General features: G+C 40.0%; 16 protein-coding genes and 3 tRNA genes. 1 reads left to right on the top strand and 18 read right to left on the bottom strand.

Features of this window, described 5'->3' with window-relative positions:
• Positions 1 to 2: 2 nt before the first annotated feature.
• The 11 genes from OXU73_00535 to uvrA form a co-directional block, all read right to left on the bottom strand.
• On the bottom strand, positions 3 to 512 hold the full coding sequence (locus tag OXU73_00535; GenBank protein ID MDD9867811.1) for a hypothetical protein: 510 nt from the start codon (positions 510 to 512) through the stop codon (positions 3 to 5).
• A 3-nt stretch (positions 513 to 515) separates the two neighbouring features.
• The gene (locus tag OXU73_00540) at positions 516 to 743 is read right to left on the bottom strand and encodes a hypothetical protein (GenBank protein ID MDD9867812.1); all 228 of its coding nucleotides are present in this window, start codon (positions 741 to 743) and stop codon (positions 516 to 518) included.
• A 22-nt stretch (positions 744 to 765) separates the two neighbouring features.
• Positions 766 to 839, bottom strand: a tRNA-Ala gene (locus tag OXU73_00545).
• Positions 840 to 915: 76 nt separating this feature from the next.
• On the bottom strand, positions 916 to 1,197 hold the full coding sequence (locus OXU73_00550; protein MDD9867813.1) for a hypothetical protein: 282 nt from the start codon (positions 1,195 to 1,197) through the stop codon (positions 916 to 918).
• A gap of 45 nt (positions 1,198 to 1,242) precedes the next feature.
• A tRNA-Leu gene (locus OXU73_00555) sits at positions 1,243 to 1,325 on the bottom strand.
• A gap of 80 nt (positions 1,326 to 1,405) precedes the next feature.
• Positions 1,406 to 1,490: transfer RNA gene (locus tag OXU73_00560), tRNA-OTHER, on the bottom strand.
• 284 nt (positions 1,491 to 1,774) lie between these two features.
• Positions 1,775 to 2,269: a type II secretion system protein gene (locus tag OXU73_00565; GenBank protein MDD9867814.1), complete on the bottom strand. Its 495-nt coding sequence runs from the start codon at positions 2,267 to 2,269 to the stop codon at positions 1,775 to 1,777.
• Positions 2,270 to 2,319: 50 nt separating this feature from the next.
• Positions 2,320 to 2,889 (bottom strand): exonuclease domain-containing protein, encoded by a 570-nt coding sequence (locus OXU73_00570; protein MDD9867815.1) that lies wholly within the window; start codon positions 2,887 to 2,889, stop codon positions 2,320 to 2,322.
• 86 nt (positions 2,890 to 2,975) lie between these two features.
• Positions 2,976 to 3,554 (bottom strand): hypothetical protein, encoded by a 579-nt coding sequence (locus tag OXU73_00575; protein MDD9867816.1) that lies wholly within the window; start codon positions 3,552 to 3,554, stop codon positions 2,976 to 2,978.
• A 36-nt stretch (positions 3,555 to 3,590) separates the two neighbouring features.
• Positions 3,591 to 4,805 (bottom strand): UvrB/UvrC motif-containing protein, encoded by a 1,215-nt coding sequence (locus OXU73_00580; GenBank protein ID MDD9867817.1) that lies wholly within the window; start codon positions 4,803 to 4,805, stop codon positions 3,591 to 3,593.
• A 9-nt stretch (positions 4,806 to 4,814) separates the two neighbouring features.
• The gene (gene uvrA, locus OXU73_00585) at positions 4,815 to 7,403 is read right to left on the bottom strand and encodes an excinuclease ABC subunit UvrA (protein MDD9867818.1); all 2,589 of its coding nucleotides are present in this window, start codon (positions 7,401 to 7,403) and stop codon (positions 4,815 to 4,817) included.
• A 147-nt stretch (positions 7,404 to 7,550) separates the two neighbouring features.
• Here uvrA and OXU73_00590 point away from each other — a divergent pair, with 147 nt between their 5' ends.
• The gene (locus OXU73_00590; GenBank protein ID MDD9867819.1) at positions 7,551 to 7,688 is read left to right on the top strand and encodes a hypothetical protein; all 138 of its coding nucleotides are present in this window, start codon (positions 7,551 to 7,553) and stop codon (positions 7,686 to 7,688) included.
• Positions 7,689 to 7,897: 209 nt separating this feature from the next.
• Here the strand turns inward: OXU73_00590 and OXU73_00595 are convergent, their stop codons facing one another.
• The 7 genes from OXU73_00595 to OXU73_00625 are packed head-to-tail and all read right to left on the bottom strand — an operon-like array spanning position 7,898 to position 17,113.
• Positions 7,898 to 8,248 carry a hypothetical protein gene (locus OXU73_00595; protein ID MDD9867820.1) on the bottom strand — a complete coding sequence of 117 codons (351 nt, stop codon included), beginning with the start codon at positions 8,246 to 8,248 and terminating at the stop codon, positions 7,898 to 7,900.
• Between the two features lie 57 nt (positions 8,249 to 8,305).
• Positions 8,306 to 10,327, bottom strand: a complete 2,022-nt coding sequence (gene uvrB, locus OXU73_00600) for an excinuclease ABC subunit UvrB (protein MDD9867821.1) — start codon at positions 10,325 to 10,327, stop codon at positions 8,306 to 8,308.
• Entirely contained in the window at positions 10,327 to 10,851 is a 525-nt protein-coding gene (locus OXU73_00605; GenBank protein MDD9867822.1) for an FKBP-type peptidyl-prolyl cis-trans isomerase, read from the bottom strand. The genes uvrB and OXU73_00605 overlap by 1 nt, the downstream gene beginning before the upstream one ends.
• A 52-nt stretch (positions 10,852 to 10,903) precedes the next feature.
• A complete protein-coding gene (gene lysS, locus OXU73_00610) occupies positions 10,904 to 12,430 on the bottom strand; it encodes a lysine--tRNA ligase (protein MDD9867823.1) in 1,527 nt (508 codons plus the stop codon).
• 32 nt (positions 12,431 to 12,462) lie between these two features.
• The gene (locus tag OXU73_00615; GenBank protein MDD9867824.1) at positions 12,463 to 13,605 is read right to left on the bottom strand and encodes a DUF3179 domain-containing protein; all 1,143 of its coding nucleotides are present in this window, start codon (positions 13,603 to 13,605) and stop codon (positions 12,463 to 12,465) included.
• Between the two features lie 43 nt (positions 13,606 to 13,648).
• Complete coding sequence (locus OXU73_00620; GenBank protein MDD9867825.1) at positions 13,649 to 16,123, bottom strand: ribonucleoside-diphosphate reductase subunit alpha; 2,475 nt, start codon at positions 16,121 to 16,123, stop codon at positions 13,649 to 13,651.
• 9 nt (positions 16,124 to 16,132) lie between these two features.
• Complete coding sequence (locus tag OXU73_00625) at positions 16,133 to 17,113, bottom strand: ribonucleotide-diphosphate reductase subunit beta (GenBank protein MDD9867826.1); 981 nt, start codon at positions 17,111 to 17,113, stop codon at positions 16,133 to 16,135.
• Positions 17,114 to 17,175 lie beyond the last annotated feature (62 nt).

Consider the following 17,175-nt stretch of genomic DNA (forward strand, 5'->3'; position numbering starts at 1 on the left):
ATCTATTTGTTTATTTGGGTTTGGGTTGTTACTGGCTTGTAGAAAGAATTATACAAAAAACCAGACAAGGATATGACTATCAAATACATGCCCAACACACTGACAAAATCATCAGAGCTTGTTATTGGAACATAATATATTCTTGAAAAAACAACATAAAAAAGATAAGTATACCAAGAAGCAAACATAAGCGGTGGTCCAAACCACATGGGTATCCTGTGCGCTGTCATCAAGACCGCATTAGAGATTATCACCAACATTATGAGAGCACGAAACCAAACGGAATAGTCTGAAAAGTCGGTGAGGAAAAGGAGGAGTATGAGAATTATGCTTAATGAGAACATCGCCAAGCGCAAAACAAAATATATGCTACCCATTATCCTCCTTTCAGATTTTTCTATGACTCCATCTTGAATTGATGCGAAATATGACAAAACCGCAAAAGTAGATACGCCAGCACCCAAACTAATCATCAGAGATTCTAAAAATATGAGTAGTGTGATATCAAACATGGTTTATTTCATTGTATCAATTATCTTCTGGCGATACTGCTTCATAACGGCGATTGAGGCGAGTGTTTCGTCCTGCCCTTCTTTTTTGCGCTTTTCTATCTGGTCGTTTATCTCTTTGAACAACTGAGGATTTTTCTCTATCAACCTTTCAACAAACTCCCTCTGTTCTGGTGGTAGTTTTTTGAGTTTTGACTCCATCGCCTTCCTGTAAAAAAAATCTTTAATTCCCATATATCTATAATACCTTAATTTGTGGACCCGACAGGAATCGAACCTGCGACCTCCGGAGTGCAAAACCGGTGCTCTAGCCAACTGAGCTACGGGCCCATTAGGTAATTATTAATTCTATCACAATATTCTTTTTCGTGTACAAAAAGATATGGCGACCAGCGGTCGCCATATGTCAGTTAAGAGAATAAGGGGCTTCGGGTATGATGATTATACCATTGCCGTTTTTGGTCCCTACCATCTCCTCTATCCGATTACGATCTTTCTCGTATAGGTGAGCAAGCAATTTCTCCTGCCACTCCCCTATTTCTCGCTGTCTTTCTGGCGACAGAGTCGCTGGGTCTGACAGCCCGAGAGACTGATAAAATTCCTTGAGAGCCTTGAGAGATAGAGCCTTTGTGTCATTATTTTCCACCTTCAACCACCTCGCTGTGTAAGGAACATTTGAAACAACCAAGTTAATTATACATAAAGAAAAAAGTTGTTGCAATAATTTTTGTAGTGGGCAAGGAGGGACTTGAACCCTCACTGGATAAATCCAACTGCGTCCTAAGCGCAGCGCGTCTGCCATTCCGCCACTTGCCCATCTATAAAATGATACATCAAAATATACCAAAAATAAAAGGCCGTTTACATTTATTACGCGTAAACGACCTTTGGGATCGAGGAGCTGATAGGAATCGAACCTATGCCTCCAATAACCAGCTTGTAGCTAGGCATTGTCGCTCTGGCCTACTAAGCTACAGCCCCTTTGAAAGGTACGCGAGGTTGGCGCCTAAAATCAAGCATCATACTAACCATGCCATGATGCTCAACAAGGCAGCAGATCACATCCTAATAACGCCTTGGAAAAAGGAGGTGGCGCATAGAGATAGGATGTGAAATCAGGCATCAAGGGTGGATACCTGCATCAGCCTCGCGTTTAACCGAAAAGATCATCCCACCCCAACATTCAGTTTCATATAAAAATAAAAATGTTGCAATTGTTAATTTCTTTGATTAAATGTGGAAAAGGTAGAAAAATTCAAAGAATTTCAAGGATTTTTATTTTTACAGCCTTGAAACTCTGTAGGCCAACCAGCGCCACTCACACTTCCAGAAAAATTGGTATCATCAACGCAATAATGATTATCGCCTGAAGGAAATTTTAATCGTAGGGTCCATCCTGATTCTGTTGATTCACAATTTAATTTCTCTGAAGTTGTCCCAACGGTTATTTTCGTTATGCTGAAACTGCCGCCAAAGGTAGGGACGATCATGCCGTTGTCATAAAGTTCATTTTTTATATCGTTCACGACTTTTTCAAGTTTTTTGTTTTTTGTCCTATCGCAAAATGTTGCATAGTGAGTATTCCTCGCAAAATGAACAGCCGACTCTTCTCTCAAAGATTCTGCGCTAATTTCTGCTGCCTGTCTTTTTCGGCTATCAACGACATCACCAAAAGAAAGTAATATGATAGAAGCAAAAATACCAATTATTGCCACAACGATCAAAACCTCTCCTAAAGAAAAACCATTATTATTTAACATATCTTATATTATAAGATATAAAAAATGAGAAATAAAGCAAAAGCCAATTTTTACCTTTTATTGATATATTCCAATATAGCCCTATAAGTAGAGAGATGAAGCCTCGCATCATACATCGCGTTATGAAGCATATCCTCATCCCCTTCTATCCCCAACCTCTCTCTCAGTTTAGAAAAACCAGTCTCGCCAAAAAGACCCATACCAAAAGAACTTAAATCTATCGTTCTGTATGAGAAAGGAAACCTTTTATCTTTTGCATATCTTCCCCATAGTGATTTCAGCATAAGATTATCAAAATATGCATTTGCCGCAAGAATTAATAATTCTGTCTGGGCATCGTAGTTATTGTTTATATTTTTTTCCATTTCCTCTATGAATTTGTTTGGGTCAACCCCATGCGTTTCTGCCTCCTCTCTGCTTATCTTGTGTATCTCTTCAGACTCTTCATCCCAAGAGAACTCATCTGCAAGAAAGTTTACATTCCACGAACACTCACAGAGTTCGTTTAAATCTTTGTCACAAAAAATAGCGCCACATTGTATAACCTGAGAGGTGTCAAAATCAACACCACTTGTCTCTGTATCAAGGGCAACTATTCCAATTTTTTGGTTCTCTTCCATTAAACTATTGTAATAGATTATAGCAAAATAGAAAAACGCCCAACCAGCTCTGCGAGTGGTTGGGCGCGTTTGAGGAGTTGGATTTATTAGGGATATGCTGTCACCAAGCCACACATCCACAAAATACCACGTAAGACATCCGTTTTCCTCTCAAAGTCACGATGAAGCTCTTCAATTTTTTCTTTTTTGTAGCCTGATTCTTTCGCGTGAACTAAACTGAGTGCCGCACGAAGAACACGCGCACCACCGTAGACATTGGCATTGACCTTGCCTTGGTTTTCTGGGCTTAGCAAATCTCTTGTATGCTTGAGGCTACTAACGATCATATACTTGCATTCTTTGCTAAGCTTACCAACGATGCCGTCAATATCAACGACAAGAGCACCGCCTCTCTGCTCATGAAGTAGGACCACGGTTGGTTTTTCCGATTTAACGGTATGGCAAATACCATTGATATCTACGCAACCAGGATTATGATTTAAGGCAATGTGCCTACAATCAAAATTAGTCCCAACTTTGCCCATCTTAGAAATCGCCTCTTTCAAAAGACCAAATTCTGATTCGGGCTGGCAAGAAACAGAAACGACAACAATCTTTCTTTTCACAACACTTCCTCCTAAAACTTGAAAGAACCTTCGAGCAGTTTGGTTTGCTCTTAAAAACATAATAAGACGGCAGACAAAGTTTGTCAATTTTCTTGACTAAATAAGAGACCTACGCATCTTTTTTCTATGCTTTGCTATTGAAAATCTGTGCGCTTCTGAATTTGCGAGCAGTATTTCCCTTTCTGCTTTAATTGTAATTTTCTTTGGACCAAGTATGTTTTTCGGTCTGTGATGATCGTCTTTTACAACACTTACAACGGACACCCCTATTCCCATATTTTTGATGGTTCTTTTTGCAGAGTTAAGATGTGTTTTTCCACCATCAACGACGACAAGAGATGGGTATTGCCATTCTGGGTGATTGAATCTTCTTTTAAGTATTTCATTTAATGAGTTTATATCATCACCTCCCTTTGCATTTTTTATATTAAACTGTCTGTATTTTGATTTTTGCGCCTCGCTGTTTTCAATCACGGACATCACGCCTACTGCACCCTTGCCAGATGTGTGTGCGATATCAAAACCCTCTATTCTGTTTTTGTTGTCTGTCGTTTCTCGCTTGATAAGTGTTATGTCCTGTATATGTGTTAGTGCGGATATTCTATCTCTCACTTCTTTTGCTTTCTCAAACTTCTCTTTTTTTGCATAATCTTTCATCTTTTTCTCCAAAGATTTTATTAGCATTTTTTTCTTGCCGTCAAACAACATTTTTATCTCTTTGATCCTCGCCATATATTCTTTTTTGTTCATATCACCATAACAGACACCGGGGCAAAGACCCAACTGCGCACTAAAACACTTTTTTCCTCCCTTCTCTTTCGGCTTGCACTTGTCGCGGAACGGAAAAAGTTTTCTGACAATCTTTAACGCTTCAGTCAAAACACCCGACTGCGTGAAAGGTCCAAACACATAAAGTATTGATTTTGGCGAAAATTTTCTTTCAAGGTCATTTACACGGGCTTTCAATACACGCGGGTATTCTTCTTTTGTTATGACGACAACGCTAAAACTTTTATCATCTTTCTCTTTTGAGTTGTATTTTGGTTTGTGTTTTTTTATAAGGTTTGCCTCCATTATCACGGCTTCAAGAAGTGAGTCCGTTTCAAAGACTTTTATCTTTTTTGCTTTTTTGAGCGCATCAACTATGACGGGTCCTCGTGTTGCGCCCAAATCTTTTGAAAAATAACTCCGAATTCTGTCTCTCAATGATGTCGCACGACCTATGTAAAGATATTTCTTGTTTTCACCGACAAAAACATAAACACCTGATTTGTCGGGTAGGGATGAGAATTTTACCTGCGACTTTTCCATATCAACCAATTATTTCAGCGCCTTTTTAAGATATTTCCCTGTGTGCGTTTTCTCTGCTGCGATTTTCTCTGGCGTCCCACAAGCAACAATCTTGCCGCCCTTGTTACCCCCTTCTGGTCCTATATCAATCACATAGTCTGCGTTTTTTATAACATCAAGGTTGTGTTCAATGACGACAACGGTATTCCCCATATTAACTAACTGATGAAGTATTTGTGTCAACATTCTCACATCTTCATAATGAAGCCCGACCGTTGGCTCGTCTAAAAGATATATTGTCCGCGTGGTGTGTTTTCGGTAAAGTTCTGACGATATCTTTACTCTCTGCGCTTCACCGCCAGACAGTGTTGTCGCTGATTGTCCGAGTGATATGTATCCAAGCCCAACTTCTTTCATAGTCCTGAGCCGTTCTTCTATTTGGGGTATGTCTTTGAAAAATTCGTGTGCTTGATTGACCGACATAGACAAAACTTCATATATGTTTTTCTTCTTGTATCGCACAGAAAGAACTTCTTTTGTAAATCTTTTGCCGTGACACACATCACACTCCACATAAACAGTCGGCAGAAAGTGCATCTCTACCTGAATAAATCCGTTTCCCTGACAGTTCTCACACCTTCCACCGCGAACATTAAAAGAGAATTTCCCACTTTTCCACCCTCGCGCTCTGGCATCCTCTGTGCTTGCAAATATCTCACGAATCGGACCAAACGCGCCTATGTATGTCGCTGGGACAGAGCGAGGCGTTCTGCCTATGGGCGATTGATCAAGCAACACCACCCTACTCAATTTCTCAGTCCCTTCAAATTTCTTAACATTGTTTAGGTTGGCACTTCTTTTTTTACGCACCAACGAAAGTTCAAGGTTCTTGTGTAAAATCTCATACATAAATGTTGACTTGCCCGACCCAGAAACACCGGTTATGCATATAAACTTGCTGAGGGGAACATTTACTTTCATATTTTTTATATTAAAAGCGTTTGCGCCCTCTATTTTTATAACCCCCATATCCCCCATCCGTCTTTTTTCAGGGACGGGAATTTTTTTCTCACCTCTTAAATAATCAAGCGTTATAGATTTTATCTTCTTGTCCCTTCTTGGTGAAAGCAGTTTTGACATATAGTCAGAAACCATTATGTTTCCACCGTGTTCGCCCGCACCAGGACCTATGTCTACGAGGTAGTCGGCTGATAAAATTGTGTCCTCATCATGCTCAACCACTATGATTGTGTTTCCTAAGTCACGGAGATGTAGCAGAGTTTTTATAAGACGGGCATTATCTCTTTGGTGTAGTCCAATCGTGGGCTCATCAAGAACATACAAAGCACCGACCAAGCGCGACCCTATCTGCGATGCAAGGCGTATCCTCTGCGCCTCACCTCCCGACAATGTCCCCGCCTTCCTATCAAGCGTCAAGTAGTCAAGACCGACATCAATCATAAAATTGAGCCGAGAAATTATCTCGTGTATCACATTTTCTGCTATCTCTCTTTCTTTCTTGGTTAATTTTATATCTCCAAAAAAGTTATACGCTTCTTCTATAGACATTGAGACGATATCTGCTATATTCTTCCCATTTGCGCTCCCTATGAAAACAAAAAACGCCTCTTCCCTCAGCCGATTACCATTACACTGGGAACACACCCTATTAAAAAACAAATCTTCTATTCCTATGCCGTTACACTTCGGACAAGCGCCATAAGGCGAATTAAAAGAAAACAGTCGCGGCTCAATTTCAGGAAAAGAAAAGCCGTCATAGGGACATATAAACTTTGAAGAAATCAACTCCTCTCCGCCCTCTGAATACACTATCTTCACAAGACCATCTGCCTCATGCAACGATCTCTCAACCGCATCAGAAAGTCGCTCCTCCATATCTTTAGACATTTTTTTGAACTCATTTGTAGAAAAAGTATCAACCACCGCATCTATGCTGTGTCTTTTGTGGCGATGTAGCTTTATCCTTGAACGAAGGGATGCCTCTTTTCCATCTACGCGGACTTTTTCATAACCCCTCCCCAAAAGGTCGTAGAGAAGTTGGTAGTATTCACCCTTGCGACCGATAACAACAGGTGCGGTTATTGTTATTTTGTCAGCGCCTTGTTTTGTTTTGCTCGTTGGTTTTTTTTCTTTTATGCGTTTTATTATTCTTTCAACAATCTCTTCGTGAGAGAGTCGCCGTATGGGGCGACTGCACTTGGGACAATACAACCTCCCAACCCGCGCAAACAAAACGCGAAGGTAGTCATAAATCTCTGTTATTGTCGCGACTGTTGAGCGTGGGTTTCTTGAGCGGGTTTTCTGATCAATAGATATCGCTGGCGAGAGTCCTGTAATCTCCTCAACATCTGGCTTTTGCATTTGTCTCAAAAACTGTCTTGCGTAGGTGGAGAGGGACTCAACATACCTTCTCTGCCCTTCTGCAAAAATCGTATCAAAAGCAAGAGATGATTTGCCCGACCCCGACAAACCTGTAAAGGCAATCATTGAATTTCTTGGCATCTTTACATTTATATTTTTAAGGTTGTGCGTCTTTGCATGACGAACAACTATCTCCTCTATTCCGCGGATATGCCCTTTGTTGTCTTTTTTTTGCATAAGTTATAATTTTACCAAAAATGAAGGAAAAAGTGAATACCCCATAACTACCCCTCCCTTGTTAACGGACTGAAAATGTGATACTATTAAAGTATCAATCAAGGAATTGATTGATTTCACCCCTGGCACGAAAAAAAGGAGATTGTTATGGGTAAGAGAACCATAGTGACGAAAGGTAAGAGAACCATAGTGACGATGGGAGGGCGGCCTGTTGCGACAAAGAGCGATTTCGCCAAGTTGTTCATCACGGACAAAGACCCTTCTGTCGGATGGAGACCGTGGTAACGACATCCGTCTGAACCACATCACCCACCCAACCTTTTCAAAACAAAGGAGGATATGCCATGAATATTGGTTGGCAGCCATTCGTCAGGAAGTGGTAACAGCACTCGCTTGAGTCATCAGCCCCGCGCAAAGCGCGGGGCTATCTTTTTGTCAATCACAAAAAGAAAAACCCCTCAGGGTTTTTCTTTTTATTTCAGCGCAAGCACTGTTTATATTCTTTTCCCTCCAAAGAAAGATGCGATGTAAATGATGACCAAGAATGGAACGATACCGCCTAACAACACTCCCACTATTCCAAGCAATCCACCAACGATAGACAATATCAACGCCACAGGCAAAGCTATGACTGCGCCGACATTCAGACTAATCATTGATTTTTCTTTCCTAATCATATAAACAACAAATAAACCTGCAACCAGTCCGATGATAAAGAACGACCCATAGCCAACAAATGAAGAATCTGCAGGCAATGTATTAAATCTAAAATAGAATGTTCCCGTCTGAATGACAAGAAATATCAAACCATACAAGACTGACCACCAATAAGAAGTTTTTGTCATATATACTTTATTGTTATAATGAAGTAAACCACCCTTACCTCTACTATACCACAAAATTTACTTTTTATCTCCCTTTAATTCCCTTATTTCATCCCTTATTATCGCTGCGGTTTCAAAGTCAAGTATCTTAACTGCCTCTTCCATACTCTTCTTTTTGTCTTTCAGAAACTTCTTTGGGTTTTTGTCATATTTTTCCCTATCAAAAACAAGGAGTGATTTGACTGTTTTTTTGTGCCTGGTGCTTATCTGGCTTGTTATATCTTTTATCTCCTTTCTTACGGTCTTTGGGGTTATGTTGTGCTTTTTGTTATATGCGATCTGTATTTTTCTCCTACGGTTGGTCTCTGTGATGGCGTTTTTAAGTGCTGCTGTCTCCTTGTCTGCATACAAAAGAACACGGCTTGAAACATTCCTTGCTGCTCGCCCGATTGTCTGTATCAGAGAGGTGGTAGACCGCAAAAACCCTTCCTTGTCTGCGTCAAAGATGCCGACCAGTTCAACTTCAGGAAGGTCAAGCCCTTCACGCAACAAATTCACGCCAACAAGGACATCAAACTCCCCTTTTCTAAACTCTGTGAGTATTTCTATTCTCTGTATTGTCTTTATGTCGCTGTGTAGATATTTTGTCTTCACTCCCTGTTCTGTAAGATATGAAGAGAGGTCTTCTGCCATTTTCTTTGTGAGAACAGTTGCAAGAACACGCCCTTTCTTTTTTATCACTCCTTTTGCTTCTTTTATAAAATGTTGAACCTGACCTTTGTATTTACCACTTTCAGTAACAGGATTAACCGATATCTCTGGGTCTACAAGTCCTGTGGGACGGATAATCTGTTCAATCACATTCTTTTTACTTTTTTCCAGTTCATATTCGGCTGGTGTTGCAGATGTGTATACAATCTGCCCAACTCTTTCACGAAATTCATCAAACTTTAGCGGTCTGTTGTCACAAGCAGATGGCAAACGGAAGCCGTATTTAACCAAAGTTTTCTTTCTTGATCTGTCGCCAGCATACATGCCTGCTATCTGTGGCGTTGTCACATGCGACTCATCTATAACCGTAAGGAAGTCAGGTGTGCCATCTTTTTTCTTTGGAAAATAAGACAAAAGCGTAAAGGGTGGTTCTCCTTTTTTCCGTCTGTCAAAAAATCTTGAGTAGTTTTCTATGCCCGAACAATATCCAACTTCAAGGATGAGGGATATGTCGTTTTGTGTTCGTCTTTTTAATCGTTCTGCTTCAAGGTTCATCCCTGCTTTCTGCAACGCTTTGATGGATTCTACCAATTCTTTTTTTATCTCTTTGACAACCAAAACCCTCTCTTCCTTTGAGGACACGAAGTGCTTTGCTGGAAATATAAAAAGTGTCTTTAGTTTTTCAAGCACTTGCCGTGTTATCGCATCAAGAACGACTATCTCCGAGATGCCGTCTGTTTCAAGCGATACACGATAAATAACCTCTTCACTGCTCGGCATCACCTCAATGGCGTTGCCCACTGCACGAAATGTCCCTGAACGCAAATCACCAGAAACTCTCTCAAAATAAACATTTATCAAGCGTCTCACAAAATCCCTTCTGTCTGTTTTCTCTCCCACTTTTACAGACAGATTGCTTTTTTCATATTCTTCAGGGTTTCCAAGACCATAAATGCAGGACACAGAGGCGACAACAATCACATCTCTCCTCGTAAGCAGTGCCTGAGTTGTGGCATGTCTCAATCTGTCAATCTCCTGATTTATTTTCGCATCTTTTTCAATGTATGTATCCGTTGTCGGAACATACGCCTCTGGCTGATAATAATCATAATAGGAGACAAAATAAGAAACAGCATTGTTGGGAAAAAACTCCCTATACTCCTGTGTAAGTTGTGCTGCGAGGGTTTTGTTATGCGCGATTACAAGGGTTGGTAGGTTAAGTTTTGATATTACATTTGCTACTGTAAATGTTTTTCCAGAACCAGTAACGCCAAGAAGTGTTTGGTCTCTGTTTCCTTTCTTTATGGACTCCACAAGAGAGCGTATTGCTTTTGGCTGATCACCTGATGGTGCAAATGGAGACTTTAGAAGAAATTTTTCCTCTGCCATTACTCTTCATCTAAGATTTCAATCAGAAAGATCTCAAAATACAGCGTTGAATTTCTTAGTGGATAGTAAGGAGAGTCTTCTGGAACAGAAGCATATGCAAGTTCAGGGGGTATCTTTACCAATCTTGTTCCACCTTCTCTCATTCCCAAAACAGCGATTTGGAAACCAGGGATGATAGGGCCTTCTCCCAATTTAAATTTAAGGGGTTCGTTATTGTTACCCAAGAGAGAAGAATCAAATACGCTACCGTCTTCAAACACTCCTGTGTAGTGAACTCTTACTGTGTCCCCTGCTGTTGGCGATCTGCCCTCTCCTTCTCTTTGATCAAACACAGCGAATCCAGAAGGGTCTTCTGATGGAAGTCGGTTCAGTGTGGAAGGTATGTAAGATTTTTCGTTTTCATTGTTTACATCACTCACTTGTGGGTTAGTGCCCTGCAAATTGAAATAACCAAATATGAAAAGCAAAAAGCCAATGACTATTATTGCTATTACGGTTTCTGTCTTATTTATTTTAGTTGCCATAAGATACGATTTTAATGTTTATAAGTTTCATATTATAGAATACCACAAAATTTTATTTGTCTTTTTTGGGGGCAAGGAGAGGAAATAGTATTGTTTCTTTAAGGTTTTTCGTGCCCGTCAAAACAGCGACAAAACGCGATATTCCAAGCCCAAAGCCCACCATAGGCGGCATGCCGTGTTCCATGGCGGTCAAAAATTCCTCGTTCAGCCGTTCCGCTTCATTATCACCCCCCTTTCTTGCGCGTTCCTGCTTCATCAATGCCTCCCTCTGAACAACGGGGTCTATCAACTCAGAGTATGCTTTTACAAGTTCAACTCCTCCCACAACAATCTGGTAGCTATCCGCCACTTTCTCATTCTTATCGTTTGGTCGTGCAAGTGGAAACATATCAACTGGGTATTGGGTTACAAATGTTGGTTCAATTATATTTGGTCTTACTGTTTTTTTGTATAGTATATCAAGCAGAGCACCACTTGTTTTTCCTTTTATCTCTTTTTCACTTACACCTGTCGCGACTATTTTTTTTCTCAACTCGTCCTCGCTTGTGTCTGAATCAACGCCTTCTTTCTTCATTAAATCAAGAAATGCTATTTTTCTAAACGGAGGATCAAGTGAAACTGTCTTCGCTTCCCCACTCTCAGAAAACACAATACCTGTTTTTTTGCCAACTGTTGATAGCGCTGCTTGTGACAGCATATCTTCTGCCCACTCCATGCTTTCTTCAATAGATTTATAAGCACAATAAAATTCAAGCGACTGATATTCCTGCAAGTGCTCGGCATCAATGCCTTCGTTCCTAAAAACTGGTCCGATTTCAAAGACCCTTTCCTTTCCCCCTGCGACTGCCATCTTGAGATCCAATTCGCTTGCAATTCTCAAGTAAAGATCAACATCAAGGTAATTGTGATGTGTGACAAACGATTCTGCGTTTGCACCTCCTGGAAGATTCTGCAAAACACGAGTTGTAACTTCAACAAAGTCCCTTTCTTTCAGCCAATTTCTTAAAAAATCAACCATCTCTATCGCAACCCTCATCGTCTCTCTTGATTTTTCATTTAATATCAAATCAAGATATCTTTTTCTATAACGCAGTTCTGTGTCCTCTATACCAAAATGTTCTGAGGGCATCGGGTTTATCGCCTTACTCAACAGCTCAATCTCTGCAACACAAAGCGCAAGCTTGTCCTGTTTTGTCATAAACGGTTCACCAACAACACCGACAAAGTCCCCCATATCAAGCATATCCACAACAAAAGAGAATTTTTCTGCGCCCAAAATATCTTCCTTGATAAATACCTGTAGTTCGCCACGCATATCCTGAATATTTACAAAAAGAATTTTTCCGTGATTGCGAATTGCTAAAATTCTTCCAGCCGTTCTTATGTCTTTTTTTGTGGAAGTAAATACATCCTCTGACTCTCTTAATTTATTCTCTTTTGCATAAAACATAACTTCATCAGTGAAATGCGTTTTTGCAAAATTAGATTTATAGGGGTTGTCCCCTTTTGATTTTAATTCTTGGGCTTTTTTTATTCGTGTTTCCCTTTCATTCTCTATTGGCTCTATCGTATCGTTCATTGATTTGAGTATAACATAAAGTATTTTTTATTTTATTGGAAAAATGCTGGATAAACAAAACCAAAGGCAGCCATTGACGGAACTTCTTCTGATGTTCCGTCATAGAAAAAGCGGACTGTTTCAAGCTCACCATCCCATACTGCCCTTACTTGCCTATCACCCAACGCAAACAATTGCTCACCCGCGCTCTCAATCTCCTTGCGAACAGCGACAAAAGAATTACCGCCAAACCTGTCAAATACATTATCAACCGCCTCAAAAACGACAAAGGTTATTTCTTTTACGCTGACCTCTCTTGATTCTTGATTGCGTGCAGGAAAGATTGTAAGAGCAATTTTGGATAATAGTGTAGAGAGAAACCTGCCAAATACATTATCAACCGACTCAAAAACGACAAAGTTTGTTTCTTTTACGCTGACCTCTCTTGATTCTTGATTGCGTACAGGAAAGATTAAAAGATCATTTGTGTAATAAGTTCCATAGGGATATGACGAATAATTCCTTCTATGACCTGTTTTTGTGGAGAGTATCTTTGTGTCTGGGTATTTCTCCACCCACTTCCCAAGCTCTGTTCTATACGCTGGTATCCGTTCAAGGACATCATTTGTTTTTTCACCGAGAGCGCCTATGCCCCACGGCTGAACCCATAGTGAGTCCGTCTTTCTGTCATACATAACAAGGCATGAGTGGTATAACTTTCCCGACACACCAAATGTCGTTTCTTCTCCGTCAATCATCCTTATAAAAACAGAGTTTGTCTCGCAGAGCGGACAATAGCTTACCGCGATGGGAAGACCGCCTATTGTGTCATTTACTATTTCATGCCAGTTGAGGATGCCGTATGGATACGCCTTCGCCTCACCGTTATGAAACACACCTATTATAAGTTCATCATCGCCAAAAGGCGTTGTGTCTTTGTTATCAAACTGCGGAGAGTCCATTGATGGTATCCCGTCTTTTGGCGGACCACCTGACAAAAGAGAACGCCTGTCTATGCGACCTTCGGTCTCTGTGATGTTCTTAAAGTCCTCGTCATATTTTTCAAGTAATGGATTGTTGGTTATGGTAAAAAACCCCCAAGCCCGTGCAGTAGAAAGTTTTACATCTTCCCAAAAATAAACCACCGCACCTAAAATTACAGCAACAAAAATATATATGACAAATTTATTACCCATAAAACCACTTTATAACTTTCTGCACTGAATTACAAGGTGGGGATTAACTGCCACAAGACAAGCAAGTATTTGGCGGACTTGTTGGGTCATCATCCGATGAAACAATAGGGGTTGTTATTTTCTGTCTTGAAGGTTCTTTTTCTTCAATAAGCGCTTTTTGCGAGTCGTTTGATGGAGAAATGTTTGTGTTGATAAGTCGGTCTTCTTTTCTCTCCACGCCTTCCTGTTCTTCACTATTTTTATTCTGCTTGATTTCCTGTTTGACGGTGAACTTGATGGCGTCAGCAGATGCACGGGTTCTGAAATAATACATGCCGGTTTTCAATCCTTTCTTCCATGCATAAAAATGCATAGATGTCATTTTGTTAAATGCGGGCTCTGCGACAAACACACTCATTGATTGAGATTGGTCTATAAACGGTCCCCTGTCAGCTGCCATATCAATAACCGATCTCATAGAAATTTCCCACGCTGTTTTGTAAACACTTTTTATACTTTCTGGAAGATAATCAATTTCTTGGACTGAACCATTGTGACGCATAAGGTCTTGTCGCATATTTTCACTCCACAATCCTCTATCAATCAATTCCTTCATCAAATGTTTATTAACAACAACAAATTCCCCCGCGAGAGTTCTGCGAACATATAGGTTGGAGGTTTGCGGCTCAAAAGATTCTATGTTTCCAAGTATCTGTGCTGTAGATGCGGTCGGCATGGTCGCAACCAAAAGAGAGTTGCGTACTCCGTGTTTCTTTATTGATTCGCGTAGTTTGCCCCAATCCCACATTCCAGAAAGATCTTCATCAGTCAGTCCCCACATCTGATATTGGAATATGCCCTTTGATATAGGCGAACCCTTGTAAGTTTTGTAAGGACCCTCTTTTTTCGCCAACTCGTTGGAAGCCGTAAGAGCACTAAAATATATCGTTTCAAAAATTTCTTGGTTCAGCTGCCTCGCCTCAGGGGAATCATAAGAAACATTCATCATCATAAACACATCAGAAAGACCCTGCACACCTATTCCTATAGGTCTATGTCTTAAGTTTGAACGCTCTGCTTCTTTGACGGGATAAAAGTTTTTGTCTATCACTTGGTTCAAGTTCCTTGCTACCTTTTGAACAATCTCAGAAAGTTTCTTGTAGTTAAAAGACCTATCTTCCACAAACTTAGGCAACGCGATGGATGCGAGGTTACACACCGCGACTTCATCGGGTGAAGTGTACTCCACAATTTCTACACATAGGTTTGATGACCTTATTGTTCCCAAATTTTTCTGATTAGATTTTCTGTTTACTGCATCTTTGTAAAGAATGTATGGGACTCCTGTTTCAATCTGGGAATCAAGTATCTTTAACCAAAGACTTCTCGCAGAGATTGTTTTACGACCCTTGCCCGCTTGTTCATACTCTTTGTATTTTGCTTCAAACTCCTCACCATACAAATCACAAAGACCAGGACACTCATTAGGACACATGAGAGTCCAGTTCTCATCATTTTCAACCCTACTCATAAACAAGTCCGGAATCCAAAGAGCCATAAACAAATCCCGTGCTCGCAATTCCTCTGCGCCGTGATTCTTGCGCAAATCAAGAAACGCCTCAACATCCGAGTGCCACGGCTCAAGGTAAACAGATATAGAACCATTTCTTTTTCCTCCTTGATTAACATATAGCGCGGTCTCATTAAACACTTTTAGCATAGGGACAATTCCATTTGAAACACCGTTTGTTCCAGCGATATGACTTTGTGACGAACGGACATTCTGAACTGAAAGACCAATGCCGCCTCCCCACTTGGATATAAGCGCACATCTTCTCAATGTTTCATATATACCTTCTATACTGTCACCTGCCATAGAAAGCAAGAAACAGGAAGACATTTGTGGCGTGTTTGTCCCTGCATTAAACAAAGTTGGTGTCGCGTGAGTAAACACACCAGTTGACATCAGCTCGTATGTTTTTAATACCTCCTCTATATCAGGTGCATTCACGCCTATTGCAACGCGCATAAACAAATGTTGCGGTCGTTCTATTATTTTGCCATCAACCTTAAACAAATAAGCGTTCATAAGCGTTTTCAAACCAAAATAGTCAAACATATTGTCTCTCTCATAATCAATAGCAGATTCTATTCTCTTTTGGTGTTTTTTTGCAAAGGCAACAAAATCGTCCGACACGAGGGGTGCTTTTTTACCGGTTTTGCTTGCTATATGTTCGTTAAGAAGAACGGCTGTTTTAAGAAATTCATCACCTGTATTTTTATGTAAGTTTGAGACCATTATCCGTGCAGCAAATCGTCCGTAGTCAGGGTGCTCTGTTGAGAGTGCTGCCGCAATCTCAGAAGAAAGAAAATCAATCTCACTTGTCTTCATTCCCGTCTTAAAAGATTCAATTGATTTCTGCGCAACCAAAACTGGATCAACTATTTTTGAGAGACCTTTGGAAAGTTTTTCCAACCTTGTTTTTATTTTATCAAATTTTACACTCTCCCTCTTCCCATCTCTATTTATTACATACATAGTCATAAGCTAAAAATTATTAGTTTCTTTAAAAGCGTCTTCTCGCCCCCCCGACAAGACACCCGATTTTTGATAATCCCCCACTCTTTTTTCAAAGAAGTTTGTCTTGCCCGAAAGTGAAATCATATCCATAAATGGAAATGGATTGGAAACATTGAACACCGGTTGACAGTTAAGCGATACGAGCAAGTGGTCAGCAACATACTCAAGATATTTTTCCATCAAACCCGCATTCATTCCGATAAGTTTAACAGGTAGTGCTTCAAGGATAAATTTCTTTTCAATAACAAGAGCATCTGCAATTATTTCTTTTATTCTGTTTTCCTCCAATTTATTTACAATGTGGTTGTTGTAAAGGTGTACTGCAAAGTCGCGGTGCATACCTTCGTCTCTTGAGATAAGTTCATTTGAAAAAGTAAGTCCTGGCATAACACCTTTGCTCTTCAACCAAAAGAGTGCACAAAAACTTCCAGAGAAAAATATTCCTTCAACTGCAGCAAAAGCAATCAATCGTTCTGCAAAACTATTAGAATCAACCCACCTAAGTGCCCAATTACCTTTTTCTCCCACACTCGGCATCGTTTTCAAGGCATTAAATATTTTTTCTTGTTCTGCTACATCATCTATGTAAGTTGCGATCAGTTGTGAGTACATTTCGGAATGAATGTTTTCCATCATCACCTGAAACCCATAAAAAAATCTTGCTTCTGGATATTGAACTTCCTTTAAGAAATTTTCTGCAATGTTTTCGTTGACTATCCCGTCACTTGCAGCAAAAAAACCGAGGATATATTTAATGAAATGTCTTTCGTCATCAGTTAATTTCTTCCAGTGTGGTAAATCAGGAGCCAATTGTACTTCTGACACAGTCCAAAAGTTTGCTTCTGCCTTTTTATACCACTCCCAAATGTCGTTATGTTTAATTGGAAATAAAACAAACCTATTGTCGTTCTTTCTTAGTATTGGTTCTTCATTAAGATTTGTTTTCATAGTTAACTTCAAGAATGTATTTATATATTACACCAAAAAAAATGGTTTTATATTTTTGTCGC

The sequence above is a fragment of the Candidatus Campbellbacteria bacterium genome, from assembly GCA_028817035.1.
In the GTDB taxonomy this organism is placed as follows: Bacteria; Patescibacteriota; Minisyncoccia; order Phycocordibacterales; family JABAAK01; genus JAPPQH01.